This is a genomic window from Coprococcus sp. AF19-8AC (assembly GCF_003603115.1).
Classification (GTDB): Bacteria; Bacillota; Clostridia; order Lachnospirales; family Lachnospiraceae; genus Coprococcus; species Coprococcus aceti.
In genome coordinates this window covers 969938-995065 of the sequence record NZ_QTMI01000001.1, presented here as the reverse complement: position 1 = coordinate 995065, position 25128 = coordinate 969938, and the positions used below count along the sequence as shown (strand labels likewise).

Here is a 25128-nt window from a genome sequence, read left to right as displayed (position 1 = left end):
ACTGATAATAGAATGATGATGGAGGAAGACTATGGGCAAACTTAAGATGACAGCAAAGGTGGTCAGCCAGGAGACTCTTGCAACTGATGTATACAGTCTGGTGCTTGAAGCTCCAGAGATAGCTTCACAGGCTATAGCAGGACAGTTCGTGTCTGTATATACTCACGATGGCAGCAAGATGCTCCCGAGACCTATCAGCCTCTGCGGAATAGACAGGGAGGCGGGAACACTCCGCCTTGTATACAGAGTGGTTGGATTTGGAACAAAGGAATTTTCACAGCTTGCGGCTGGAGATACGGTCGATATATTGGGGCCTCTCGGCAACGGCTTCATGAAGTCCGACAAGAAGGCGATCCTGATAGGCGGAGGTATAGGAATCCCACCTATGTTACAGCTTACAAAAGAGCTTGACTGTGAGAAGTCAGTCGTGCTCGGCTACAGGGATGAGATATTCCTGAACGAGGAATTTGAGCCATACGCACAGGTGTATATGTCATCTGAGGATGGACAGCACGGTGTGAAGGGCAACGTAATAGATGCCATAAAGGAATACGGCGTGGACGGTGCTGTCATATATGCATGTGGCCCTACTCCTATGCTTCGGGGAATCAAGGCATACGCCATGGAGAAGGGCATCGAGTGCCAGATATCCATGGAGGAGAAGATGGCGTGCGGCGTGGGCGCATGTCTTGCCTGCGTATGCAAGACAAAGGATATAGATGAGCACTCACAGGTGCACAACAGAAGGATCTGTAAGGATGGACCTGTATTCTACGCTGAGGAGGTGGAGCTGTAATGTCAGATAAGATCAATATGTCAGTGGATATAGCGGGTGTGACTCTCAAGAATCCAATAACAGTAGCTTCAGGAACATTTGGTTCAGGCATGGAGTACAGCGAGTTCGTGGATCTTTCACAGCTCGGTGCAGTAACCACCAAGGGCGTGGCAAATGTGCCATGGCCGGGCAATCCGACACCACGTATAGCTGAGACTTACGGCGGCATGATGAACGCCATAGGACTTCAGAATCCTGGAATCGATGTGTTCAAGAAGAGAGATATACCGTTCCTCAGGGATTACGATACAAAGATCATTGTCAACGTGTGTGGAAAGTCCAAGGAGGACTATGTTGACTGTGTTGAGAAGCTTGGCGATTGTGATGTGGATCTGCTTGAGATCAACGTGTCATGTCCGAATGTCAAGGAGGGTGGAATCGCATTTGGCCAGCAGCCGGATGCTCTCTACGATATAACAAAGGCAGTCAAGGCAGCGGCAAAGCAGCCTATCATCATGAAGCTGAGTCCGAATGTCACAGACATAACAGAGATGGCCAGAGCTGCAGAGGCTGGTGGTGCTGATGCGGTATCACTCATCAATACACTGACAGGTATGAAGATAGATGTGAACAGAAGAACATTTGCAGTGGCAAATAAGACTGCAGGTGTGTCAGGCCCTGCGATCCATCCGATAGCAGTCAGAATGGTATACCAGGTGGCAAATGCAATAAAGCTTCCTATCATCGGAATGGGCGGCGTGGCTACCACAGAAGATGCCCTTGAGATGATTATGGTCGGCGCAAGTGCGGTGGCAGTTGGAACGGCCAACTTCCACAATCCTTATGCAACAGTGGAGATCATAAAGGGTATTGAGGAGTATATGAAGAAGAATTCCATCAGCGATATCCATGAGCTGATAGGCTGTGTAAAATAGAACGATATAAGTCTTCTGTAAGAGTTTTAAGGGGTGTTGGGTTATGGAAGATAACATAGATATTGAAAAATATGCACAAAAACTCCGCATGGAACTGGATGAGGCGCTTGGCAGAAATGAGGAGCTCAGCGAGGAGATATCTGATCACGCAAGGATGCTGGAGAAGACTCTTGACAATCTGGCAGGCGGTGTGGGTATATTTGAACTTCACGGGAATAAGCCGGCTGTCAGGTACATGAGCAAAAGCTTTTATAAGCTGTTCAATGTGACCGAGGATCAGATGAGTGGATATGCCAGTGACTACGTGATGTTGGCCATTCCAGAGGATCGGTCTGCCCTTAAGAAGCAGATCCTGGAGACCATAACGAGTAACAAGACCACGGTGCGTGACATCCGCTTTACGGATGTGAATACCGGGGGATATTTCTGGATACAGGTCTGCCTTTCTGTCATGTCCATAAAAAAGGGAATCATCGCACTGTGTGCGGTGTTTATCGATGTGACAAGCAAGATGGAAGCGGAGCTGGAGAACAAGGCGCAGTCTGAGATGCTCAGGCTGATACTTCAGGGAAGCGGAGAGTCCATAATCGTGTACGATGTCCCAACGGATACTCTGATAAATAAGAAGGTCGTGGATGGCGAGATGGTCACCACCATGAAATATGAGAATTTCTATAAGGGCATCGACACTAACAGGATAGTCCACGCTGACGACAGAGACGCCGTGACCGGCATGTTCAGAAAGATCCTTGATGCGGATGCGGATAGCTGTGACAGGCTGATGGGTGATCTGCGCCTTGATCTGAATGGCGGAGGCAAATGTGAGTGGTACAGAGTGCTCTTTGTTCCTCTCAGGGACTCCAAGAAAAAGGTTCGCAAGATATTCGGCAAATATTACTCCATAAACGATGAGAAGATAAAAAGTCAGGAGCTTCAGCTCAGGGCGGAGAGGGATTCTCTGACGGGACTTTACAATCATGTCACATTTCAGCACAAGATTACGGATATGCTAGAGTCTTTCCCGGGTGAACTGTGCGCTTTTTATATCATGGATATAGATGACTTTAAGCATATAAATGACGCATTTGGACATTATGCGGGAGATGATCTTCTGTGTGATGTTGCAGTGACGCTGGAGGAGGTTGCGTCGGCAGCCGGAGGATTCTCAGGACGACTGGGCGGCGATGAATTTGCACTGTTTATCCCGATAGTCGACAGAAGAGAGGACGTGTATAAGCTGGCTGAGAATATACAGACCAGACTCACCACGATCAATTGCAGTCTGCCGCATACTATGTCGATGGGAATAAGTATCCACAGGATAGAGGGTGGTATAGATTTTGACCTTCTATACAGTGAGTCGGATCAGGCGTTGTACGCAGCAAAGAGGGGCGGCAAGAACCGTTACTGTGACTATGCCGACTCAGCGGATATGCATTCATGTGATTCGCATCACAGCGGATATACATACAATGATGACGAAGGTCTTATGCTGGATGAGATATCTGATATAGCATATGTTGCTGACATGAAGACCCACGAGATGTATTTCCTCAACAAGGCGGCGAAGAGAAGTCTTGGAATTGCGGAGAACGACGATTCTTACAAGGGTAAAAAGTGCTTTGAGATAACCCAGGGCGGTGATGACCAGTGCCCATTTTGTTCTAATGAGATACTGGTTCCCGGACAGAGTTATGTATGGAATCACTACAACAGCAAGGCAAAGGGACTGTATGTGGTGAAGGATAAGATAGTTGACTGGCACGGAAGAAAGAGCCGGCTTGAGATTGCAGTTGACGTGTCTGACATAGATAAGACAACACAGGTTCTGGCGGACAGCTATGACATAGAGGATGCCCTTGTCAATTTCATGGCGAATATAACTTCAAAGCAGAGCAGTGAGGAGAAATATACCAGTCTGCTCGAGGTGATGGGAACTTTCTACAATTCCAAGAACGCCTGCCTTGTGGAGTATGGACAGGATGGCACAGGGGAGCTTTATTACTGGAAATCATCAGACGAGGAGTCGATAGAGGATGGTCTGAAGGCTCTTGTCACACAGAAAATGAGGGATGAACTGGAGAAGGAAGTCCTCAGGGACGAGGTTCTCATAGTGGACCGTTCCCATCCATTAAGGAATCCTGAAACAGAATTTGCACGGATGCTGAGTGACAGCAGGATATGGTCACTGTATGCGGTTCCGATCATAGTGGACGATGAACTGCTCGGCAGGGTATTTGTGTTCAATCCGGAGAAGCACAATGGAAACATAAGACTCATGAAGAACTTCGCTGCTTTTATCGGAAGTGAGATATATCAGAGACATCTGAAGGAGGACCAGCAGTTTGAGTTCACCCACGATAAGCAGACAAAATGCTTTAACAGGAACAGTTACATAGACTATATAAGAGGCAGAAAGAATCTGAGCAGTATTGGACTTGTGGCTGTGGATATCAATGAGATAAGGGGCATCGCGGAGATGTTCGGTCCGGATTATGCGGACGATGTGATCCTGCAGCTTGTCGGCAGGATAAGGAAGACGTTTCCGGACGAAAGGGTGTTCCGCATGGGTTATGACAGCTTTATCATCATATGCGAGAACATTGAGCAGTTGAAGTTTAACGTATATGCATCAAGACTGCGGGAAAACCTGCTCTACGGTGAGTTCACGGCATGTTGCGGGTATGTCTGGACAGACTATAACATTGACGTCCGCAGGATGGAGGATCATGCGGCAAATCTCCTGTATTCTGAGAAACAGCGTTGGTATGAACAGCAGGACTGTCATTCGGTGAAGTGGAATACGCTGAAAAAGGATATGGTGAAGAAGGAACTTGAGGAAGGACTGTTCTATGTCCTTTATCAGCCGAAGATGCTGTATCCGTCAGGAAAGATATGTGGGGCAGAGGCCCTTGTAAGATATTCCGGAAATGATGACTTAGCGGATGTTATCGACAGGCTTGAGAAGAGCAGGACTGTAAAATATGTGGATTTTTACGTGCTTGAGAATGTGTGCAGAGATCTGGCAAAATGGCATGAAGAGGGAATGCCATACATCCCGGTATCCTGTAACTTTTCCAGAATGTCGCTTATAGAGAGCAATGTGGCCAAGCAGATAGCAGCAGTGGTTGACAGGTACGGAATACCGCATGATGTGGTCGAGATAGAGATAACGGAGTCGGTCAGTGAGCAGGAGCATGATACTCTGGTGAACATTTCGAACAATATACATGAACTGGGCTTCAGGATCGCGATGGACGATTTTGGAACAAAATACTCAAATGTCGCTATGCTTGCCCATATGGGATTTGACATTATCAAGTTCGACAAGAGCATGATAAATGACATAACTGTCAATCCGGTGGATCGCACGGTTATGTGTCATCTCATAAACATGTTCAATGAACTGGGAATGTTCTGTATAGCTGAGGGTGTGGAGACCGAGGATCAGGCGGATGTGCTCAGCAGCATAGGACTGGCTTGTATACAGGGGTATCTGTGCAGCAGGCCGCTGGAGAAAGAAAAGTATGTGGAGATGTGCAGGGAAAGAGGCATATCACAGCCGTACACCAATAAATAATTGAATCTTTATATGGATTATGGTAGTATGTGTAGGAAAAAGGGCAAAAAAGCCTGAAAACAGGAGGATTCGCAGAGACATGGAACAGTACAAGAAGGAATTTATCGAATTCTTGGCTGTCCTGTTTTGAAGACTCTCCCAAACCTCGAAAAACGCCGTATTTACAAGGCTTACAGCACTTTTACAGAAATCGCAAAAGTATCGTAACTTATCGTAAAAGTGTGTAGTTTATCATAAAAAGTGTGTAGTAAAGTGTGTAGTACAAACGAATAGGAATCATCAGATGAGGATGATAAAAGTATAAGTCCATGTACTTGTAGAAATGCAGGTATGTGGGCTTTTTTTATTATCAAAAATTCAAATGGATTATGGAAGGAGAGTTAAGATTATGAGTAATGAAATTTCATTGTTTGAGAAGCTGGGAGGTACTTATACAGAGGTGGATGGTATTTTGTATCCGAATATCGGTATGGATGATACTGATACGAAATCCGATACGGCTTCGGTTGTAGCAGCCGCCGATATCGGAAAATACGGTCATCTGTGGATTTGTTATATGAAGGAAAACCACCCTGACAGGTATCGTCATCATATTAGGCTGGGTCAGCTTCTGATTAGGGCAAAGGAAGTAAATGAGGAGGCTTATGAGATGTTAGATAGGATTGTAGAGAAGTATCTGGTGAAGCATAAGCCAAAGGATGCACATTCCACTATGGAAATGTGGAAAATAAGAGAGCAGGCAAAACAGCTTGCGGAGGAGGTTATTTATGGAGAGATTGTTTACAAGTATCACTAATGCAGGAGCGACTGCAACACAAAACAAAAATATTATGCAGACCGGTTATTATGCCGGAGAAAGAGAGGATTTTATGAGAGAAAATTTATTTATGACTGAAACAACTATGGCACCTGTTAAAATTGCACTGGATCATGGCTGGAGTTCCATTAAGGGCGAGCATACTTTTATGGAGACTTCTATAGTTCCGGTGGATTATGAGCCTCTTACCAAGAACGGACTTTTGGAGTATAAAGGGAAAAAGTATATCGTAGGACAGGGCAGACTTGGAAAGCAGGCAACCAAGACAGAGAATGAGAACTATTTTCTGCTGACCCTTGCAGGGATTGCCAAGGAATTGCAGTATCAGGGTAAGACAGCGGCTTCTCATGTGGAATTATATGCAGGTGTGCCTCTGACCTTGTTTGGTGCGGAGCGTAAGGAGTTTCGTGATTATCTGTGGCATAAGGAGCGTATTTCTTTTACCTTTGAGGGAGTGCATTATTCTTTCTTCATGGATAAGGTAAAGATTTATGCCCAGTGTTATGCAGCTATTGCGAACCGTATGGGAGATATGGACAGACTCAGATGTGTGGACTTGGGCTCCTGGACCTTGGATATATTAAGCGTCCGTGACAGAATCCCTATGGATAAGGATGCCTGTACTTATGAGCTTGGACTGATTACCACCATTGAGCGTATCAAAAAGGAAGCCCTTCCCAAGTTAAAGTGTGAAATGCCGGAGGATGACATTGTTGATGTTATCCGTGGAAAGCAGTCCAATGTAAATGCTGACTTTATCCCTTTTATTGAGAAGGGCTTACAGCAGTATGCAGACGAGGTGGAAGCGAAGCTTCGGGAGATTAAGGTGGATTTAATGCATGAGAATATTGTGTATGTGGGCGGTGGCACCTGTGTGATGAAGCGTTTTGGCAGAGCGCAGGGCAGAAACATCCAGTATGTAACGGATGTGAAAGCCAATGCCATCGGCTACCGTTATCTTGCAGAAAATCTGGGATAGGAGGCTTTTATGGGAAATGCAATATCTTTTCGGTTGAATCCGAAATGTGAAAGTGACAGAAAAATCCTTGCGTGGCTGGAGGCAAAATCCAGCCAGCCGGGATATCTGAATCAGACAGAGCTTATCAAGCAGGCATTGTTTTCTGCTATGGAAAGTGAGCAAAGGGGCATTCGGGAAAAGGAAACCACAGAATGGATGGAGCAGGCAATCAAAAGCATGGCAGAGGAATTTACCAAGGTGGTGCAGGAGTCCTCACAGAATATGGCTAACAATATGTTTGCCGGAGTTCTGGGAGCAATGGCTCAGCAGATGAATATGGGAGTTGTTCCTATGGCTACGTTGCCGATGTCTGGTGCAGTTCCTAATGGTATGACAGTTGCTGTACCGAATGTAATGCCTTCTGCTGTAGCAGCTAATGTGCCGGAGCCAACGGTTCCCGATAATGAACTTGCCGCAGATACTTCCAATGCTATGGATAGTGCCACAAAAGATATGCTTGGAAGTCTGTTTGATATGGATGATGAGTAAGAAAATGAAAAATCACAGTATGACGGACTGTCTTACAAAAAGGTGCCTTGTATGAGGAAATGACCTTATCTGTAAGACAGTTCTTTTTCTATGGGAAAAGCTGTGATACGAAATTCTTACGAAGCCAGCCAAGCCTTTGGCAAAAAATAAAGTCTGCTTGCAGGCTTTATTTTTATGTCCATAAGGCGAAAAAGCTAGGGCTTGGGGATGTCAAATCCCCAACAAGTTCCTGCCCGTGTATATACAGGGCGGAACTTGCTCTACCTTATGCGACGTATCCGGAGCCCATGCCGACTTAGGTCGGCACGCATCAGCGAAAGAAGGATTTCTTAAGGAAAATGATGCGGAGGCTATAGCAGGATTTCTTATGAGAAATGTGATTAGCAGATTTCTGTAAGACAGGTGTATGACACATTTCCATATATTCGGCGAGCGAATTATAACGAGCCGCAACAGACTGCTAAAGGAAATATCCGTGAGTGCAACGAGCGCATTGGTGAGCGACCTTAGGGGAGCGAGGCTATGCACGGGAGGGGAGATGCAGAATCTGCATCGGGGAAAATCTTCTGACGTATCCGGCAGTTTAATTATTCTATTGGAGTAGCAATTAAAAATTTATATTTTGTAGGTACGAGGGAGCAGGTATTTATTTACCTGCTTTTTTGTGTATCGGAATGGAGGAATTTATGAGAAATACAGATAAAAAGAAAGAGAATATGGTTCTGATGTCCATGCGTATTTCGGCAGAGGATAAGGAAGAGATTGAAGCGAAGGCAAGAAAGACCGGGCTTAGCACCTCGGAATATATCAGACGGTGTGCATTAGGAAGAAAGCTTCCTTGTTATGGTGATACCAGTCTGCTGAAGGAGTATTCCATGCAGCTGGGCAAGATTGGTTCCAACCTGAACCAGATAGCAAAGCACTTAAATGGTGGCGGAGATTTTTACAGCATTTATTATGAACTGAAGGAAGCCATAAGGGAGCTGTTGGATTTGAAATTTAAAATACTTCCTGCATTGGAGGATGTTGCCTGTGGAAAGAAGCGTAGGCGCAAAAGTGGAGAGGATGGTGAAGGTTAATGGCGATTTTGAAGCATATCTCAGTAAAGAACCGATTTTATTCTTCGGCGGTGGAGTATCTTACCTGCCAGTTTGATGAATATACCAACAAGCCTGTGTTGTATGAAAAAGGCAGAATACAAGAGCGTGAGAATTATCTGATTGTAGGTGTGAACTGTGATGTGGACAGCTTTGGTGCAGAATGTATCGAGGTCAATCGTCTGTATGGCAAGAATAATTCCGTAAAGGATGTAAAGGCGCATCACTATATCATCAGCTTTGAGCCAAATGATCCCATTACCATAGAGCAGGCGTTGGAATTTGGCAAGCAATGGCTTTCGGTATTCGCACCGGGGCATCAGGCAGTGGTGGCAGTTCATCCGGATGGTCACAATGGCAGTCAGAATATGCACGTTCACATGGTTATCAATTCTGTCAGAAAGTATGCCGGAAAGCAGAGCAGGTGGCATGAGAAACCCTGTGAATGGAAGCTGGGCTGTAAGCACAAAAGCACCGGGAAGATGATGTTCCATGCAAAAAAGTGGGTAATGGAGAAGTGTATCCGACTGGGTTTAGGACAGGTAGATTTGCTTGCTAAGAAGCACACGGACAACTACTGGGTGGAAAAGAATCTGATGAATCAGAATGCCAAGGACGGTGTTGGTGTCACTTCTAACAGAGAATTGATTCGGGATACCATAGACAAGCTGTTGCCTTTCGTGGATTCCTTTGAGCAAATGGTTGAATGTCTGCAATTTATGTATAACTGGAAGATTCGTGTTACGAATAAAACAGTGACATTTTCCACGTCGGGTATGAAGCAGGGTATTCGAGGAAATAAGCTGGGAGAAGGTTATGGCAAAGCTGACCTTGTAGAAAGAATTGCAAAGGTTGTGGCAGAGCGTAATGCGGAAAAAGAAGCCCGTCGCATTGCTGAGGAAGTAGCAAGGGTAAAAGCAGAGGCACTTGCCAGAGAAGAGGCTGCAAGGAAGGAGAAACAGCTACAGGAGGAGCAGAAGCAGAGAGAGCTTCTTGCGCGGAAAAGAAAACTGGCATTTGACAGAAATCGTATTTGTCAGGATTATTGTAGTGAAGAGCTTGCAAGAGAGGACTGGAATAAAGACTATGTGGATTATCTGCAATCACAGTTTATAAATGTAAATGATGCAGCCGGATTCATGGAAGGGGAGCTTACAGCACCGGTTATGACCAAAGATGAGTTTGAGCGACAGCAGGCAGTAGAACTGTATCATGAAAAAGCTGCCAGAGCAGTAGAACTTTGGGATATGGTGTTAAGCCAGCTTTCCAGTTCTACCCATAAGTGGAAGTGGGAGTATATGGATTATTTGGAAGATATCAAATACCAAGATACAGCAGATGTGACTTTGGAGATGGCAAAGGAAGATATTATGTCTTATGAGGAATTTGCGGAAGTGAAGGACGCAGAGAAAGCAATACAAGAGCAGATTTCTGAGACTGTAGAGGATTCTAAGATCGCAGCTATTCAGATTGCTTCAATAGACGAGCTACTGGCTATTGTAGTATCAGAGGAAGCAGATGTTGAAATTCCTGAGACAGAAGAAAAAGTATCAGAAGATACAGAGGTTTTTCCGGAAACGATTGATTATACTAAGCTGTCTATGGAAGAACGTGCTTCGCTTCTACCTGTGCCTACAGATGATTATACAGCAGAATATAATGCTTACTGTCAGCGTATGGGATATACGAGAGAGAAGATGAATAGTATCCGTTATAAGATGACTGTGTATGATGAATTTATGGCTGAATATCAGTATCGTAAGAAATACTATGGTGTAAGAGATGATTCGAGAAGTATCAGCGTACAGAAGAGTAGAGAAACAAGGTAGTAATTATTAAAACGTAATATTTGCTATATTGTTATGTTGTGGGCGAATTGTTGTAATTTACAGTTCGCCCTTTAATAAAAAATATAGAAAATATAAGTGGAATGAACCTCCTGAACATGGTAAAGTGTAGGTTGTACAAGTAGCGTAGTTGTATGTGTTATAAAGCTATTGATTGGTAGGTAAGATATGTTTGATAATTATGAAAGAAAATTGCATAAGTGTATTGCCAAATTTATAAAAAGAGCGAATAAAGACTATCCGGATTGGAGCGAAAGTCACGACAATGGTGAATGGGAAATCGACTTAGTTGAATTTGATGATATGTGCAATATTATCTTTGAAATAATTAAGACCACATCCTGTGATGAAGCTTCGGAGCAAATGCTTGATGATATTTTATTTGGGATAGCAAGGGATAATGAAGGTAGCCTTATTGTAGGCATGTTATTAAAATACCCTGAGTGGTATGTATGCCTATGCAGGAAAGTACTGTCCACCGATTATATAAATGCAAAATGGCAGTTTGCGGAGACCCTAAAGGATTATAATGGTAAGGATGAAATACGGGAGTTGATATTCGATTTTTTACAGGTGGATAACGAATATACACAGCGTCTTGCCTTGAAATCTTTAGCATATCTCTATCCGGACAAGGCAGAGAAGTACGCAATAGATTTTTGGTGGAGAGATAAATATAAGGATGATGATTACGCATCAGAATACCAAAAGATTATGGTGCTTCATGTGTTATATATTATTCATTCAAAGGAGCTTGAAAATTATCTGGATCTTGCGGATAAAAGTGAATATCACTATTTGAAGGAAAATGCAAGGGAAATTAGACAGAATATGTTGAAAGAGCAATGCTAATTGGGAGTGAGGTTTTAGGTGTGGAAGACAAAATTGAGAAATTGAATATTGAAAATACAGATACCATAGATGGTTTGGCGTATGAACAGGAGACTTCCATCTTAATACTTCTTTTAGCAGATGGAATGGATTGGTCAGATATGAATCGTCATTTATTGTTGTTGCAGGAGAAACTTAATACCTATATCTGGTACATAGATTCAAGACAATATGAAGAAAAATATACTGATGTTAAAAAAATAGAAATTCGTGTAAGTTTTCTATTTCAGGAGCCGGAGATATGTCATAAGCTTTTAGAAAGAGCAAAACTGGTGTTTTTGAATGCTTTTGAAAATTTGGAAATGATTGTGGAGCATGGAACAAAGTAGTGGAGGAATTGAACATGGATAAAGCAACCGAAATGTATAAGGAAATAATAGATGAACTTGCCAATATGTCAAAGGATTGTGCCGATGCCAGAGGTGTGAAAAAGGGCAAGCTGCCGGGAACCGATGCAGAGCAAATGGGCATGAATGACATATTAAAAAAGCTTAATGATACTGAACGTGATATTTTGGCAGAGCTGATAATAGATGTATATCATTCCGGAATATATGACACCTTGGAAAAACTGGAATGGCTTAGGTGTTGTAAAAATATGGAGCTTACAGTAGAGGGTGAAAAGCTACCATTGGATAAGTATGAGGGCATACCAAATGATTATATCGGTCGCAGGAGTGATTGGGAGTGGCCTGAAGAGGATTAATTTTACGGAGATGGCATATGGTTCGTGGATGGATGGTGCCAGATGAGATGGAAGAAGGGAAAGTAAAATGTCAATATATATGATTCGAAGCAAATCCAGAGGACAGCAGAAAAAATTTAAAAGATTGTTAAGCTGGCTGGATAAAATAGAGCCATTTAAAAATACAAATGATTTACTCTTCAAAGATGTAGAGGATAAATTTGAGCATTTTCATGTTCCATGCGGACCATGGCTTTCAAAGCCAAAAACCTCCGGTAAGATAAAGACTGCGTTTTGTAAGGAATGGATTAAAAAGACTGAGGAATTTATTGATAACAAACCGAAGGATATACCCTTTTGCAAGGTGGTAGCAGCCATAACCTATCCGGAAGTACGGGAGTCCCAGATTATTATTTTCTATGACGAGGAATATTATCATTCTTTTTGGGATAGGAAAGGACCTTATCAGATATGGACGCTGGTAGATACTAAGCGTTCCTTTATGAAGGAAAGAGGAATCATGACAGAATTACCGGAGATAGGTTATTTAGAAGAGCTTAATGATGAAGACTATTGTGCTAAGTCGCATATTTGGTTTTATGGTGAATGGATTTAATATGTGTTTTGGGAGGATGAGCTGAGTGTTACCTGATAATATAGACTACGAAATAGTATTTCAAAAAGCAAAAGAATTTGCATTATCTTATTCCAGCGAAATTTGTATAGATACCAGTCATAAAGAAACAGTTTACAATGATGGGAAATATTATCCATGTGTGCCTTTACGTTTTCCGGCAAAAGGGAATAAGCAATTGTTTGAAAATATTATGAGTACCGGCGTTTGCAGTAGAATGGATGGACGAACTATAGACGGTCGAAGATGGATTGCTGTATTGCTGTGGATAGAACCAGAGACATATAACTACCATAGGATTACATAGCTTTTTGTGAGGTGTGACAGATGAAGGACAATGAATGTAGAATCATTAAAATTGAAAAGGATGCATTATTTGAATTCATATATGAGAATTTTATAGCAAATCATGAGGAACTAATGGATTTAGATGCGGTTGGATGTATGAATACATTTGCTATCGACTGGGAAGCGGGAGAATTTATCTTCTGTGCACATAAGGACGAAAACGAACACGGGGATATTGTTTCGTTTCCGAAAGACATTGATGTGAATGAATTGCTAAAGGTGATTCCGGCAACGACAAATTCTATTCTGGAACCCGGTAAAAAATATATGGATTATACCTTTGATGAGTTAAAGAAATTGCAGAAAAAGCAGGTGATTATTTGAGTATTGAAGATTTCAAATATTATTGGAGATTTAGCGATGAAAAATATGCAGTACTATCTGAACAGGAACTATCTACAATAAGTGTTATATCCAAGGATGAAGTAGAGAAGGAATGGATTCGGATTTGTGAAAAGGAAATATTTCAAGAGAGTGCATACATAAACGATATCGTTCATCATAGTGCTCCAGTATTAATTAAAGATTGCCAGTGGGGAAAGAATGAAGATAAAACCAGAGAAGCTTTTGAAACATTTTTTAGTGAATTAAATGTGGACAAGATATTGGTATATTATGACTGTGAAAATGGCTTGCAATTGCCAATTAATCTTTTTTGTACAAAGTGGTCGGATTTTTGTTATCCATCTGATTTGGTTTTGATTTTGTTGCCGTCGGTGATGGTTGTTTATTATGAGGATATAGTATATGGACCATACAGAATATAATTTGAATGCAGTAGATTTTAACTATTTCTTGGCAGAATTGAGAAAAGGCGAAATTATGAATGAAACATCCTTCTATTTTGTTGGTGAAATAAGTGAACCAGAACACTATATAGGTTGCCTTCCACAGTACGATAAACCCTACTGGGCTGGATTGTGTGATATTCCTAATGGAACGGAATTTTTAACAGCAGATGAATTAGTGAATGCAACAATTTATAGAGGAAAATCATTAAAAGAAAGATGGGATGATGTACGAATCATCTGCATGGGTGGAATTCCAGTAGATGATTACATGAAGTTGAGTGATTAATGATAGAAGCTTTAAAAGTGCTATAAATAGCCTAAAACGGAGGTAAATACAATGAAGGATACAGCGCCTACAATAGAGGAAATGAGAGAGGTTATACATACATTTGAAATGTTATCATTTAAAGAATTACAGGCACAGGGTATATTTGATGACAAAAGAAAAATGATAATTACAAAGCCTATGACCTATATCCTTATGTCTCATACAGACGACACCAATAAGGAAAAGATCTGGAAGTATTGTAAGAAGATAGCTTCTTTTAGTCATGCGCTAATCAAATTAAAGGACTACCAGAGAATGTTACCTTTTTCAGAGGATGTGGAATCGTAGATGTGATTATGAAAGCATTGGAAGAAAATAGGTATCCGTTCTCTGATGGGAAGAATAAAGTGGAGCCGGTGGAAGGATATTATTACGCCATAGCGACTATATCACAATCCACATACCGAAGAGAGGAAATTCTTTCACTACTTCAAGTTATTACGGATTATTTTAAGAGTAATCAGCCGGATAAACTATCGCTGCTAAAAAGGAATATGGATGTGCTTAAGAAGGGCTATCCGGACCTTGGAGAGATTGTGTTTTAAAATTTGAACTGGAGAAAATACGTGGATAAAGGAGAAAATTGTGATGAAAGGTTTTGAAGACGCGTTTACTGATTTACAGGCGGAGTTTGTATCTCTATGTATGGAGTATACAAACGGAAATGTTGATAAAATATATATCTACATTTACCAAGATACATCACAGAAAATGTTTAATGCCATTTTCGTGAAAGGAAACGATGTTATACCCGCGGGGAATTTTGCTGATGATGAAGCTTCTGACGAGTTTTTATCAATTGGAACAAAAGATATTAATAAGCTGGTTGAATTGTGTGATAGTTATCAACAAAAATGTCCCAATGAATATAAGCTGGAATTTGATGTTGCTACGCATAAATTCGATGCATCCTATCGTTATGACAACTATACCAAGAGTGGAATATCACCTGTGTCAGAGCTGATGAGCTGGTATGGAGAAATTAAAAAAATGGTTTAATAGGATTGGTGGTTTTGAGTATGGTTGCAAAGAAAGGGAAAAGAAAAATAGAATATGAAGGAAATATATTCTATTGGTTTGTGCGTGCTGATGATAATGGAAGATTAAGAATTCACATTTTGTCAGAAGATAAGAAGATAAATCTGGAATATCCACCGTTTGATTCGGAAGTACCTGTGACACCATCCTATATTAGAAGGCTATTGGATAATTATTTCATGAATCATACAAGGTAAAACTTATATACGAAGGGAAAATTCGAATATGTACAAAGAGAATTTACATACAGCCAGTGGCATGTGGGGACTATGGAACTATAATGAATATAAATACATTGACGATTATGATAAATGTTTATAACATAGATGATAGTGGGTGGACTTAACATGGCGATATGGCAGTTTCAATGCAATATTATACCGGCAAGATTAAATTTTGATAGATTAAGTCATGATGAAATGATTTCGTGGAAAGGGATACCTCAACCACCGCATAATCTTAAGTTTCTTGAACAGGAGGATAGTTGGTCAAAAGACATTATCCAGTATGGAAAATCGGATGAAACGTGTATAGAGTTCATATACATTGATAACATATTAGATGAAATAAGCTGTCGATTGGATTTGCGAAGTCTTACGAAAACCAACTTAATTTCAGTGATTGAATATGTACAAGAAATCGGTGCAATGTTTCTTGTGGGAGATAAGATTTACTCACCACGAATGGAAGAGATAATTGGGGTTATGAAAAAATCAAGAGCAAATCGGTTTTGCAAAAATCCAGTGGAGTACATTTTATCTCAAAATGAAAAATTAGAAATTTAGCAACACAATGCCGGGAGGGATCGATATGTATTTGAAACTGAATAATTATGAATATAAAATCACTGCTGCTAATGTAGGTTTTGAGATGTCAGAAGATAACAAATCATTAATCATGTTTCTGGATATAGACGGAAGCTATGAGGGTGAAGATTTGGATTATGAGCTTAGAACCATTAGATTGTATCATAATAATGGTTTTCATATCGGAGTAAAAGAACCAAATAAATTAATAGGAAAAAGCTTTGAATGGAATGAGGCTTATAATAACAAGGGCGAAGAGGCAGGAACTTTGTATGTGCTAGAGCACGAGGATGTCACATCAGGAAAAATTGATATTTTAGATGTTACGCAGGATTTGATTAAGGTAAAATGGTCCGGTCAGGCGAATGTGTTTTGGAATGAGGAATGTGGAGAAAACGTTTCTTTTGAAGCAGAAGTAGAAGCAAAAGTGCCATCTGTTCCAAAGGTAAAGGTGATAAATGGCTTTAAGAAGACAAAATTAAAAATAGATAAAAATACAGAAATCGAGCTGTTGAATTTTTCGGATATGGTAATGGAAGCAGAAAGGTGCAAGGAGTCATATCTGAAAAATGATTCGAATGCATGGTCTACTTTTGATAAAGCATTAAAGCTGAAGCTTACATATATGAAAAAGGAATATTACGGAGAGGCTGTATATCAGGGCTCGGGAACGAAATGTTATACGGTATTTGATGACCAGTGCCCTTTAAATGTGCAAATTACAAAGACTTCCATGTGGATTGAGAACGAGGAATATAAGTTTTATATTTTGGTAGAGGCTAAAATTGAGTAATATGGTTGAACAAAAAATAGTAAGGATGTAAAAAAATGATTGTAGAATTTCATGGCATGAAGTGTCGCTGCAGCACATACCGAACAAATGGAGAAGATAAGAATATTTTAACGCTTTTGAATGCAAAGGATTGGGAGAAATCATTGCAATATGATTTTACGGAGCCGCAATACGGTTTGTGGTGTCATTTCTTGACGGAAGAGGAAATGATGCTGTGAAAAACAGTTCTGTCAGACCGACTTTTGAGTATAATGGACAGTATTATAGAGTGGATGAAGTTTGTTTTTCGGATAAACCATTTATTGTGATAGAGTATGGAACATATGATGAACTTATGAATAATGCTATGGAGGATGCAGAGCCTTTTCCGTATAACTTAACTGAGGAAGAGCTATTGAATGAGGTAAAATATTCGTTGGGAATAGAAGTATGTCCGGGAGAGTATTAAGAAAAATTTATTAGTCGGAATGAAGGGATAAAATTATGAATAGAATAAAAGATGATTTTAAGTCAAAGGAATACTATCAGAAAGAATTAGAAAATCTTGAAAAAAGAATTAATCGATATAAAGATAATCTTAACCAAGAGAATGCCTCAAGACTTCATATTGCAATAGGCTTAAAGCTATTATCTGTTATTTTGATTAAATATCAATTGGGGTATGAAATTGATGAGATAAAGCATGATGTTTTGGAATATATAGAAAATGATAAACAGAAGGTTCTGTACTGTGAAGGGAACCTAACATATGACGATGTGGCTAATTTACTCTCATTAGCATATTTGTTTGATGTTGATTCTGAGCAAGTGGATTTTATTAAAACAAAAATGGTTGAAGAAAAATACATAGATATTCGTCTGGATATTATCCGTAATTTATATTTTGAAGGAAAGTGTTATTCTTCCAAAGGTTTTTATTATAGGGATAAGGGGTATTTCGGAGATTTTAGTAAAGAAAATGGAGGGATTGTAGATGTTTACAATGCTCCTGATGCAGAAAGAACTGACTTGTTTTTAAGGCATTTGAACACTGTAAAGGACAAGCATCACAGAAAGCTTGTAAAGTATTATGAGTCATTAGCGGAAGACAGATATACATATACCGGTGCTACTGATATTGTGCTGACAGCAGTTGCAAAAGCGCTAGCGCTTGATATGTCTGCACTATGCGATTCGAAATATATCGCCTCCGATTTATTGTAAGGAACTACAGGTTGGGTATGTTGCAGTGTTGTGATTTATGGATTGGAGTGATTAAATGTTCGGAATAGAATTTGGTAATCTTGCCTTTAATTGCGAGGTTTCAGAACAGACTTTATGTATAGTAGTTGCAGGAAAAAATGAAACATCAAGCATTGATGAATTTATTCAAAAAGCTTTGGACTATCAGATAAAGAATGATTTTTCTTGTGATGCTGAAGAATATAAAAACTGTGTTTTTGTAGATGCTACAGACGATGTTGTAAAATGGCTACATGAAATTATTGAGGGAATGAATCGAAAAGTATCCTTTGAAATAGGAGAACCCATAAAAACCTTAACAGGTACTATAACAGATTTTGACAATGCTTGGGTTATAGAAACAAAGGAAATGTTTTATTATATATTTTGGTGTACAACGGCATAAATAGATTTGATTATTGTGGAGGAGCGACTATGGATATACATGAAATCTATCAGGAAGATAATAAATTTGAGGGTGAGGAGAGCATATATTACGTTCTTGTTGGAAAAGGTGACTCGTCCAGATGGGACAAGAGTCACAAGTATTATATTATTACACGTTCTGCTGTTGCAATCTATGATATAAACGCTGCCAGTATGGTGAAGAAGATAAAGGTTATGACATGGCCTATACCTAACGAGGAACATGATGCACAGGAGAAAAACAGCGGATATTTTAACAGATTTAAAGAGGGTGTCATTTATAAGGTGGCAGGAAGATTACAGTATAGTTACTTCGGAGAACTTGCATTTCTGTACATCAGAGAGGTTTTGGAAGAAAATGCATCCGGAACAAAGCTTGATAAAAATCAGGAAAAGTATCTGGCACCAATTGTCTTAGAGGATGAGGTGCTGGGGAAATTAGTGTTAGAAAAATCGGAAGGTCTGTTTGAAGGTAAGTATGATTTTGCAGGTAATGACATCACAATTTATATTGAGGTAGAGTGGGACAGTAAGGCAACTTGGAAAAAGCCTTTGACTGTTGCCAGAGATTTTGCAGAGCATATTGCTTCAAAGGATGAGGTGTTTAGATCGTATATTGCATCTGATGAGGATCTGTATGATGCTGCATTGGAGTGCGTGGAAGAATATGAAGATGAATGCGAAATTCATTTTTCTACACCGGAAGAATTTGCAGACGCATTAAAGGGTCGAATGAAATATATATTTGTGAATCAGAATGGCTCTTATACTGTAGGATACGATGATGGTTATGTATTTGGTGGACATGAGATAGATGTGGATGTAAATTCTAAGGGTGAAATGGTGTGTGCCGAGATGAGATAAAACATAGGAGCATGAGAAATAAGATGAGTGAAAAATCTGTTTTTATAAACCATTGGTTATATTCAAAGCCTAATCCGGAACCAAATAAAGCTGGAAATGTTGTTAGACGTGATTAATTCCGAGATTCAGAAATTTAATGAATGCGGATTGGCTGAATGGAGCGGAATCTTGGATGAAGCGATTGCTAAATTTGATTTAGGAAATCCAAGAAGTTGATTTTGTTGCAAGCGGGCTGTTTAGGCCCGCCTGAAGTATTTTTGGGTATTTATTTCTTGTCGGAATCTGCAATCTCTTCCAATGTACCAATGCTTTTGATAAAGTCCTGTTCAACTGGGGAAATGGTGTTTTCCAAGCGGTTCTTGTACTTGGTGTATTCGGCATGAGCCTTATCAAGTGCCTGCTTGTGGCTGATGTGACCGCTACTGGTAAGAATATCACGGCGGGTCATTTTCAGGTAATCGTCAATGGTTTCCAGCCAGTCCTTCATATACATTGGTTCCTGATTGAGAGCGTGTACCTCGGCGATATCGAGATAGGCTGTAACTATCTTGTTTAAAGCATCCAATTCCTGCTGGGTAAGATAGTTTTTTGCAATTTCTACATCGGGGCGACGGATGGTGTCACTAGCCCATGAGGTAAGTCCCATATTATCTTTTTCAGCATCGGCACGCTGGTAAATAACTTCTGCAGCTGTGTGCTTGTGTGCTGCCCAGTGCATCTTATTCTGCACCTGCTTAAAGAATAGGATGGAGCTTTCTGCACTAGGATCGTAATCGATGCTGGTAGCATAGATTTCCAGAACTTTTCTCCAAAATACCTTTTCAGAGGAGCGGATGTCTCTGATACGGGCAAGCAATTCGTCAAAGTAATTGCCGCCGCCAAGTCTTTTTAAGCGGTCATCATCTAATGCAAATCCTTTTTTCATGTATTCTTTTAATATTCTCATAGCCCAGATACGGAACTGTGTACCACGGTGGGATTTTACACGATAGCCTACGGAGATGATTACATCGAGATTGTAGTAATCGACATTGTAGGTTTTTCCGTCGGCGGCAGTTGTTGCAAAATTTGCAACAACTGAAATGCGCTGTAATTCTCCCTCTTCAAAAATATTTTTGATGTGACGTGATATCGTTGATTTGTCACGCTGAAACAGCTCTGCCATTTGGTCAATGGAAAGCCACACAGTATCATCCTCAAAGGTAGTTTCTATTTTCGTCAAACCGTCTTCGGTTGTGTACATAATAATATTGGAATGATTCATATACGCAGTCCTCCTATGTTGGTGTATCGTTCTTTTTGGCTCTGCTTTTATACACATTGTATTGGTTTTTACACTGTGGTGAGCAGAATTCCATATTCGGTCTGGTGGCAACAAATGCTTTGCCGCAGTGCTTACATACCTTCATGGTGGAGTTTTCATCCGTCAGCATAAAGGAAAACATCATCTGTACACATAACAATAAGGAATTGAAGTCCCAGACAATGGTAGGGCGTTCCCGCAATTCTATGCGGTAGGTAGGTGCCACACCGCCGAAAGCAGCCATTCCCTGACGGTATAGGTTACGTTCATTCTTATCCAGTCTGTCGTAGTCCAGATAATAAAGAAAGCTGGAGAAGAAGGTAAATGCCCAGTCACGGAATACTTCCACAAGCCATTCATAGGGCTCGGCATATTCATTCTGAAAACTCATCATAACAGCCTGCGGCTTATTCTTCATGGTCATAATTAAAGCAATCATCTCTACGCAGTCAGTACTCCAACTTGATTCCACACTTTTCTTGCGAAAATCAATCTTGTCAAAAGGGAAAAAGTAGGACAGATACTTCTCTGTAGAGATGCTTCCTTCCTTGATAAAATGATTCTTTGGCAGATAGACTGCCTCATATGTAATAAAATCCGGTGTGGTAGGCAGGGCAGTCATTAGTCCCAGCATACCGTATTCGGATACAAAGCTCATAATGGCTTCTTTTAATTCAACTTCACTTGCCTTGTTCATGGCAGTAGTACCGATGTTAATTGCGGTCAGCACCAGCTTCTCATAATCCTTGATAGGATTGTAGATGGATGGCTTGGCATCCGCAGAAGGTGTAATATAACACTTTCCGTTTGCGGCTGTTCGCCATTCGTATTTATCATATTTCACCCAGTTGGAACTGGATTTCTGAAAGATATTCTTCATAGTAATTCCTTTCTGTGCAAAAACTATTACTATCATAGCACGTCTGTATGCATATTTAAACTTTTTTTTTACGATCCGATCGATTATTTTTCTTGCGTTTCTTGGTTTCTTCCTTTGCCTGGTTTTCCTGTTCTCTGGCAATTCTTCTTACCACTACACCGATTTCCTTTAGTAGAGCCAGCTTTTCTTTATCCAGTTTTTCCATAGTAGCCGGGATCTCTTCTTCATGTCTTAATAGGAAGTCCAGTTCTTCCATGGTAAGATTACCATTGGTAGAAGGAAAATCCTCTCCCTGCCTGTCCACCAGTATCATAAGAACCTTTTTCTCAATCTGACCAAGAATAGTAGAGCGGACACCACGGATATTTCTGTCGCTCTGATTACGTAAAGCAGCAAGCTGACTGGTAGTGAAATCTCTAAGATATAGGAAGTATATCAACTCCTTATGGTCGTCCTTTAAGTCATAAATAATCTTGGAATAGTCCTCATCGGAAAGGGAGTTGTGCATCTCAAAAGGACAGTTAGAGATAATGTCTATATAGTCCCCTTTCATAAGCTGTCGCCAGTAAGCATGATTGATGGGAGCCGGGATAACAATGGCAAGTGGTGCCACATCCTTCTTGCTGTCTAGGTTTTCTCTGCCGATTTCGTGATATCGCTCCTTGCGTTCTCTGTTGGAATCTAATAGGTCCCATTCCCTTATCACTTCCTCAAAATCCGAAACAGTGCGGGCACCGTCCTCCAGTCGCTTTAAAGCAATGGCACGAAGCTCCTTTTTTAACATGGTCTTATTGGGGTGCTCATCCTTCGGCTGGAAATTATCATCTTTTATGGGATGTAATTCCTGTTCCAAATCCATTTCATTAAAATGCTCTAATTCAATTTGTAATTCCTGCTGGGATGCCTCAAAGGTAATATCCTCATCTATGGAAAAGGCTCCGTCTTCGCTGTCGAAGTTATGAGAATATTCCCAGAAGTCCATCAATTCCTGATGTTTTCTAATGTTCATTTATCCGTAAAACCTGCCTTGTATATACCTATTTAAAATTTTTTGCAACTTTTTTTAAAAACACTTCCGCAAAACCCCTTCTAAATCTCCTATAAGTGAGAGAGTAATAGTTTTTGATAAGAAACGATTACTTTTGAAAAGAAATGGTATGCGCATAACCATTATAAAATGACACAAACAAATGTTCTATATTTTTGGAGAAAAAACAGAAATTTATTTGTGTTTGGCTTAGAAATAGGATTTTGAGGAGGTAGAAGAATGAAGGATAAGGCTTTATTGACTGTAAAAGAGTTTTGCTCTTATTTGGGGATTGGTCAGACAAAGGCACGTGAGTTGTTGGCTGAAAATGCTGATGTATTCGCGGTTCGCATCGGAAACAGACTGTATGCTCACAAGGGCAAGCTGGATGAATGGCTTTTGAATCAGATTGGATGCTAGGAAATTTGATTCATAAAAAGACAATGAATTTATTAAATAACCATGAAACTAATTGAAAATTAAGTGTGTATATGCTACAATTGGGTGGACTGATGGTTCCTTTCAACGTATATACACGCTGGAAGGAGGCAGATATGGGTAAATCCATAAAAGGTAAAGAACTTGGTAAAGGCATTACACAGAGAAAGAGTGATGGACTTTATCAGGGACGATTTGTGAATCGTTTCGGCAAGACGCAGACCATATACGCAAGCAATCTGAATGAACTTCGTAAAAGGATGCGTGAGGAACAGTATGAGGATGAGAAGGCACTGAATGTTGTCACCAAGGATGTAACCCTTGATGAGTGGTATGAGATTTGGATGAATACCTGTAAGAAGAATTGCAGGAATTCCACTAGGGAATCCTATGCCACACATTATAAGCGGATACAGAAGGAGCTTGGGTGGCGTAAGCTGACATCATTGAACCTGATTATCATGCAGAATGCACTCAATGAGCTTGTTTCTGATAATGCCAGAAAGAACACGAAAAAGATTCTGGTGGATATGCTGGAAAAAGCAATCGACTCTGATTTACTTACAAAAAATGTTGCAAAGCAATTAAACACGGTGATTTCCAAGGAAGATAAGAAGGAAAGACGTGTACTGACAGTAAGTGAAGCAGAGTTGTTTTTAGGTGAGGCACAGAGTAGTTTCTACTATAATCTGTTTGTGCTTGCCATAGAAACCGGAATGCGTATTGGAGAGCTTTGTGGTGTTCAGTGGAAGGACATTGATTTTGACAAGAAGGTACTGTATGTGCGTCACACATTGTGCTATTTTCAAAAAGATGGTAAGTACATTTTTGAGATGCATGATGCAAAGACCAAGAATGGAAGACGAACGATTCCATTAACCACGAGGGCGTTGGAGGCATTGAAACGACAGCGCATTCAAAAACAGAAGATTCTCTTTAAGGGAATCGAAACAGAGGAACAGTACAGGGACTTGGTGTTTGTTACGAAAAACAACAGACCTACACAACAGTTCATAGTGCAGGAGGCAATCGGTGCCATTGTAAACCGGATTCGAAAAGAGCATCCTGACTATGAGATGTTTTCACCACATTGCTTAAGACATACTTTTGCAACCAGAGCAATTGAGAACGGAATGCAGCCAAAGACATTACAGAAGATTCTCGGACATGGCTCCTTGCAGATGACAATGGATTTGTATTGTCATGTGACAGAGGATACACTGTTTACAGAGATGATGAAGATGGAAAAGGCTGTGTAAGCTCAAAAGTGTGTAGTAAGTGTGTAGTAAGGCTATTTTGAGAATAAGGGGTTCCCCGGAACCCCTGTAAATACAGGAGGTTTTATTAAAATGGAAGCATATAAGCAGGAATTTATCGAATTTATGATTGACTGTAACGTACTCAAGTTTGGAGATTTCGTTACAAAGAGTGGAAGAAAGACACCATTTTTTGTCAATACAGGCTTTTACAGAACAGGTGCCCAGCTCAAGAGACTTGGCGAGTATTATGCTGAGGCTATAAATGCAGAGTTTGGTCTGGATTTTGATGTGTTATTTGGTCCTGCATACAAGGGAATACCTCTCACAGTTGCGACAACTATGTCCATAGCAGAGATGTACGATGAGGACATCAAGTATTGCTCAAACAGAAAAGAGGTAAAGGATCACGGCGACAAGGGAATACTCCTTGGAAGTCCTATAGAGGATGGCGATAAGGTTGTCATCATCGAGGATGTCACAACAGCCGGAACATCTATTCAGGAGACACTTCCTATCATCAAGGCACAGGGCGACGTGGATGTCATGGGTCTTGTGGTTTCAGTAGACAGAATGGAGAGAGGCCAGGGCGAGAAGAGTGCGCTGACAGAGATCGAGGAGAACTACGGAATCAAGACAACAGCTATCGTAACAATGGCAGAGGTAGTGGAGCATCTTTACAACAGAGAGTATAAGGGAAGAGTTATCATAGATGACACCCTTAAGGCCGCTATCGACGCTTACTATGATCAGTACGGTGTAAAGTAGATATAATATATCTTAAAATATTGTAAAAAGTCTTAAAATATTATATAAAATAAAGATATGGAGTTAAGGGCCA

The 25128-nt window shown here is 40.5% G+C and carries 32 protein-coding genes; 29 read left to right on the top strand and 3 right to left on the bottom strand.

What is annotated here, in order from left to right:
* Positions 1–31 precede the first annotated feature (31 nt).
* The 26 genes from DWX57_RS04540 to DWX57_RS04410 all read left to right on the top strand — a co-directional run bounded on the left by DWX57_RS04540 (position 32) and on the right by DWX57_RS04410 (position 19383).
* Positions 32–796, top strand: coding sequence for a dihydroorotate dehydrogenase electron transfer subunit (locus DWX57_RS04540; RefSeq protein WP_120123097.1), 765 nt, complete (start codon positions 32–34; stop codon positions 794–796).
* An 11-nt stretch (positions 797–807) separates the two neighbouring features.
* The gene (locus DWX57_RS04535) at positions 808–1710 is read left to right on the top strand and encodes a dihydroorotate dehydrogenase (protein WP_172674885.1); all 903 of its coding nucleotides are present in this window, start codon (positions 808–810) and stop codon (positions 1708–1710) included.
* Between the two features lie 43 nt (positions 1711–1753).
* Entirely contained in the window at positions 1754–5290 is a 3537-nt protein-coding gene (locus tag DWX57_RS04530; RefSeq protein ID WP_120123096.1) for an EAL domain-containing protein, read from the top strand.
* Between the two features lie 388 nt (positions 5291–5678).
* A complete protein-coding gene (locus tag DWX57_RS04525; protein ID WP_015534773.1) occupies positions 5679–6086 on the top strand; it encodes a TnpV protein in 408 nt (135 codons plus the stop codon).
* On the top strand, positions 6058–7086 hold the full coding sequence (locus DWX57_RS04520) for a ParM/StbA family protein (protein ID WP_118017454.1): 1029 nt from the start codon (positions 6058–6060) through the stop codon (positions 7084–7086). Before DWX57_RS04525 ends, DWX57_RS04520 begins: the two co-directional genes overlap by 29 nt.
* Positions 7087–7095: 9 nt before the next feature.
* A complete protein-coding gene (locus tag DWX57_RS04515; protein ID WP_015534771.1) occupies positions 7096–7614 on the top strand; it encodes a hypothetical protein in 519 nt (172 codons plus the stop codon).
* A gap of 686 nt (positions 7615–8300) precedes the next feature.
* Entirely contained in the window at positions 8301–8693 is a 393-nt protein-coding gene (locus DWX57_RS04510) for a plasmid mobilization protein (RefSeq protein WP_015534770.1), read from the top strand.
* Positions 8693–10540, top strand: coding sequence for a relaxase/mobilization nuclease domain-containing protein (locus DWX57_RS04505; protein WP_120123095.1), 1848 nt, complete (start codon positions 8693–8695; stop codon positions 10538–10540). Before DWX57_RS04510 ends, DWX57_RS04505 begins: the two co-directional genes overlap by 1 nt.
* A gap of 186 nt (positions 10541–10726) precedes the next feature.
* Positions 10727–11410, top strand: a complete 684-nt coding sequence (locus DWX57_RS04500) for a hypothetical protein (protein WP_118757818.1) — start codon at positions 10727–10729, stop codon at positions 11408–11410.
* A 20-nt stretch (positions 11411–11430) separates the two neighbouring features.
* Positions 11431–11778 carry a DUF6572 domain-containing protein gene (locus tag DWX57_RS04495; RefSeq protein WP_242992613.1) on the top strand — a complete coding sequence of 116 codons (348 nt, stop codon included), beginning with the start codon at positions 11431–11433 and terminating at the stop codon, positions 11776–11778.
* A 14-nt stretch (positions 11779–11792) separates the two neighbouring features.
* Positions 11793–12155 carry a DUF6547 family protein gene (locus DWX57_RS04490; RefSeq protein ID WP_117549090.1) on the top strand — a complete coding sequence of 121 codons (363 nt, stop codon included), beginning with the start codon at positions 11793–11795 and terminating at the stop codon, positions 12153–12155.
* A gap of 67 nt (positions 12156–12222) precedes the next feature.
* Positions 12223–12750 (top strand): DUF3916 domain-containing protein, encoded by a 528-nt coding sequence (locus tag DWX57_RS04485; RefSeq protein WP_117549089.1) that lies wholly within the window; start codon positions 12223–12225, stop codon positions 12748–12750.
* A gap of 25 nt (positions 12751–12775) precedes the next feature.
* Positions 12776–13075, top strand: coding sequence for a hypothetical protein (locus DWX57_RS04480; RefSeq protein WP_117549088.1), 300 nt, complete (start codon positions 12776–12778; stop codon positions 13073–13075).
* A gap of 20 nt (positions 13076–13095) precedes the next feature.
* Complete coding sequence (locus DWX57_RS04475; protein ID WP_118616076.1) at positions 13096–13440, top strand: hypothetical protein; 345 nt, start codon at positions 13096–13098, stop codon at positions 13438–13440.
* Positions 13437–13883: a hypothetical protein gene (locus tag DWX57_RS04470; protein WP_158564587.1), complete on the top strand. Its 447-nt coding sequence runs from the start codon at positions 13437–13439 to the stop codon at positions 13881–13883. Before DWX57_RS04475 ends, DWX57_RS04470 begins: the two co-directional genes overlap by 4 nt.
* A complete protein-coding gene (locus tag DWX57_RS04465; RefSeq protein WP_243003549.1) occupies positions 13864–14193 on the top strand; it encodes a hypothetical protein in 330 nt (109 codons plus the stop codon). Before DWX57_RS04470 ends, DWX57_RS04465 begins: the two co-directional genes overlap by 20 nt.
* 51 nt (positions 14194–14244) lie before the next feature.
* Positions 14245–14523 (top strand): hypothetical protein, encoded by a 279-nt coding sequence (locus DWX57_RS04460; protein ID WP_117549086.1) that lies wholly within the window; start codon positions 14245–14247, stop codon positions 14521–14523.
* Between the two features lie 8 nt (positions 14524–14531).
* On the top strand, positions 14532–14780 hold the full coding sequence (locus DWX57_RS04455; protein ID WP_133300871.1) for a hypothetical protein: 249 nt from the start codon (positions 14532–14534) through the stop codon (positions 14778–14780).
* A gap of 43 nt (positions 14781–14823) precedes the next feature.
* Positions 14824–15234, top strand: a complete 411-nt coding sequence (locus DWX57_RS04450) for a hypothetical protein (RefSeq protein ID WP_055144752.1) — start codon at positions 14824–14826, stop codon at positions 15232–15234.
* Between the two features lie 20 nt (positions 15235–15254).
* Positions 15255–15470 carry a hypothetical protein gene (locus DWX57_RS04445; RefSeq protein WP_118649080.1) on the top strand — a complete coding sequence of 72 codons (216 nt, stop codon included), beginning with the start codon at positions 15255–15257 and terminating at the stop codon, positions 15468–15470.
* Positions 15471–15620: 150 nt separating this feature from the next.
* Complete coding sequence (locus DWX57_RS04440; RefSeq protein WP_055144743.1) at positions 15621–16058, top strand: hypothetical protein; 438 nt, start codon at positions 15621–15623, stop codon at positions 16056–16058.
* Between the two features lie 25 nt (positions 16059–16083).
* On the top strand, positions 16084–16872 hold the full coding sequence (locus DWX57_RS04435) for a hypothetical protein (protein ID WP_055144741.1): 789 nt from the start codon (positions 16084–16086) through the stop codon (positions 16870–16872).
* Between the two features lie 214 nt (positions 16873–17086).
* The gene (locus DWX57_RS04425; RefSeq protein WP_055144735.1) at positions 17087–17320 is read left to right on the top strand and encodes a hypothetical protein; all 234 of its coding nucleotides are present in this window, start codon (positions 17087–17089) and stop codon (positions 17318–17320) included.
* 35 nt (positions 17321–17355) lie between these two features.
* Positions 17356–18075 (top strand): PoNe immunity protein domain-containing protein, encoded by a 720-nt coding sequence (locus DWX57_RS04420; protein ID WP_055144732.1) that lies wholly within the window; start codon positions 17356–17358, stop codon positions 18073–18075.
* Between the two features lie 55 nt (positions 18076–18130).
* Entirely contained in the window at positions 18131–18499 is a 369-nt protein-coding gene (locus DWX57_RS04415) for a hypothetical protein (protein WP_055144730.1), read from the top strand.
* Positions 18500–18528: 29 nt separating this feature from the next.
* Entirely contained in the window at positions 18529–19383 is an 855-nt protein-coding gene (locus DWX57_RS04410; protein ID WP_015534800.1) for a DUF2262 domain-containing protein, read from the top strand.
* Positions 19384–19648: 265 nt separating this feature from the next.
* On the opposite strand, the gene DWX57_RS04405 is transcribed toward DWX57_RS04410, so the two are convergent.
* The 3 genes from DWX57_RS04405 to DWX57_RS04395 are packed head-to-tail and all read right to left on the bottom strand — an operon-like array spanning position 19649 to position 22575.
* Positions 19649–20647 carry a virulence RhuM family protein gene (locus tag DWX57_RS04405; protein WP_055144727.1) on the bottom strand — a complete coding sequence of 333 codons (999 nt, stop codon included), beginning with the start codon at positions 20645–20647 and terminating at the stop codon, positions 19649–19651.
* A 13-nt stretch (positions 20648–20660) separates the two neighbouring features.
* Positions 20661–21566, bottom strand: a complete 906-nt coding sequence (locus DWX57_RS04400) for a hypothetical protein (RefSeq protein WP_055144724.1) — start codon at positions 21564–21566, stop codon at positions 20661–20663.
* A gap of 55 nt (positions 21567–21621) precedes the next feature.
* Entirely contained in the window at positions 21622–22575 is a 954-nt protein-coding gene (locus tag DWX57_RS04395; RefSeq protein WP_117549080.1) for a hypothetical protein, read from the bottom strand.
* A 258-nt stretch (positions 22576–22833) separates the two neighbouring features.
* Here DWX57_RS04395 and DWX57_RS04390 point away from each other — a divergent pair, with 258 nt between their 5' ends.
* From DWX57_RS04390 to pyrE, 3 genes are all read left to right on the top strand, one after another.
* Positions 22834–23013: a helix-turn-helix domain-containing protein gene (locus tag DWX57_RS04390; protein ID WP_015534801.1), complete on the top strand. Its 180-nt coding sequence runs from the start codon at positions 22834–22836 to the stop codon at positions 23011–23013.
* A gap of 134 nt (positions 23014–23147) precedes the next feature.
* Entirely contained in the window at positions 23148–24290 is a 1143-nt protein-coding gene (locus DWX57_RS04385) for a tyrosine-type recombinase/integrase (RefSeq protein ID WP_117549079.1), read from the top strand.
* Between the two features lie 90 nt (positions 24291–24380).
* Positions 24381–25055: an orotate phosphoribosyltransferase gene (gene pyrE, locus DWX57_RS04380; protein ID WP_055144715.1), complete on the top strand. Its 675-nt coding sequence runs from the start codon at positions 24381–24383 to the stop codon at positions 25053–25055.
* The last annotated feature ends 73 nt before the right edge of the window (positions 25056–25128 follow it).

Coding starts and splice junctions, on each gene's coding strand:
- DWX57_RS04405 (WP_055144727.1), bottom strand. CDS start 20,647: ATGAATCATTCCAATATTATTATGTACACAACCGAAGACGGTTTGACG.
- DWX57_RS04515 (WP_015534771.1), top strand. CDS start 7,096: ATGGGAAATGCAATATCTTTTCGGTTGAATCCGAAATGTGAAAGTGAC.
- DWX57_RS04395 (WP_117549080.1), bottom strand. CDS start 22,575: ATGAACATTAGAAAACATCAGGAATTGATGGACTTCTGGGAATATTCT.
- DWX57_RS04445 (WP_118649080.1), top strand. CDS start 15,255: ATGGTTGCAAAGAAAGGGAAAAGAAAAATAGAATATGAAGGAAATATA.
- DWX57_RS04415 (WP_055144730.1), top strand. CDS start 18,131: ATGTTCGGAATAGAATTTGGTAATCTTGCCTTTAATTGCGAGGTTTCA.
- DWX57_RS04440 (WP_055144743.1), top strand. CDS start 15,621: ATGGCGATATGGCAGTTTCAATGCAATATTATACCGGCAAGATTAAAT.
- DWX57_RS04420 (WP_055144732.1), top strand. CDS start 17,356: ATGAATAGAATAAAAGATGATTTTAAGTCAAAGGAATACTATCAGAAA.
- DWX57_RS04385 (WP_117549079.1), top strand. CDS start 23,148: ATGGGTAAATCCATAAAAGGTAAAGAACTTGGTAAAGGCATTACACAG.
- DWX57_RS04510 (WP_015534770.1), top strand. CDS start 8,301: ATGAGAAATACAGATAAAAAGAAAGAGAATATGGTTCTGATGTCCATG.
- DWX57_RS04460 (WP_117549086.1), top strand. CDS start 14,245: ATGAAGGATACAGCGCCTACAATAGAGGAAATGAGAGAGGTTATACAT.
- DWX57_RS04410 (WP_015534800.1), top strand. CDS start 18,529: ATGGATATACATGAAATCTATCAGGAAGATAATAAATTTGAGGGTGAG.
- DWX57_RS04520 (WP_118017454.1), top strand. CDS start 6,058: ATGGAGAGATTGTTTACAAGTATCACTAATGCAGGAGCGACTGCAACA.
- DWX57_RS04525 (WP_015534773.1), top strand. CDS start 5,679: ATGAGTAATGAAATTTCATTGTTTGAGAAGCTGGGAGGTACTTATACA.
- DWX57_RS04540 (WP_120123097.1), top strand. CDS start 32: ATGGGCAAACTTAAGATGACAGCAAAGGTGGTCAGCCAGGAGACTCTT.
- DWX57_RS04435 (WP_055144741.1), top strand. CDS start 16,084: ATGTATTTGAAACTGAATAATTATGAATATAAAATCACTGCTGCTAAT.
- DWX57_RS04505 (WP_120123095.1), top strand. CDS start 8,693: ATGGCGATTTTGAAGCATATCTCAGTAAAGAACCGATTTTATTCTTCG.
- DWX57_RS04490 (WP_117549090.1), top strand. CDS start 11,793: ATGGATAAAGCAACCGAAATGTATAAGGAAATAATAGATGAACTTGCC.
- DWX57_RS04450 (WP_055144752.1), top strand. CDS start 14,824: ATGAAAGGTTTTGAAGACGCGTTTACTGATTTACAGGCGGAGTTTGTA.
- DWX57_RS04390 (WP_015534801.1), top strand. CDS start 22,834: ATGAAGGATAAGGCTTTATTGACTGTAAAAGAGTTTTGCTCTTATTTG.
- DWX57_RS04475 (WP_118616076.1), top strand. CDS start 13,096: ATGAAGGACAATGAATGTAGAATCATTAAAATTGAAAAGGATGCATTA.
- DWX57_RS04455 (WP_133300871.1), top strand. CDS start 14,532: ATGAAAGCATTGGAAGAAAATAGGTATCCGTTCTCTGATGGGAAGAAT.
- DWX57_RS04500 (WP_118757818.1), top strand. CDS start 10,727: ATGTTTGATAATTATGAAAGAAAATTGCATAAGTGTATTGCCAAATTT.
- DWX57_RS04485 (WP_117549089.1), top strand. CDS start 12,223: ATGTCAATATATATGATTCGAAGCAAATCCAGAGGACAGCAGAAAAAA.
- DWX57_RS04400 (WP_055144724.1), bottom strand. CDS start 21,566: ATGAAGAATATCTTTCAGAAATCCAGTTCCAACTGGGTGAAATATGAT.
- DWX57_RS04530 (WP_120123096.1), top strand. CDS start 1,754: ATGGAAGATAACATAGATATTGAAAAATATGCACAAAAACTCCGCATG.
- pyrE (WP_055144715.1), top strand. CDS start 24,381: ATGGAAGCATATAAGCAGGAATTTATCGAATTTATGATTGACTGTAAC.
- DWX57_RS04465 (WP_243003549.1), top strand. CDS start 13,864: ATGGACCATACAGAATATAATTTGAATGCAGTAGATTTTAACTATTTC.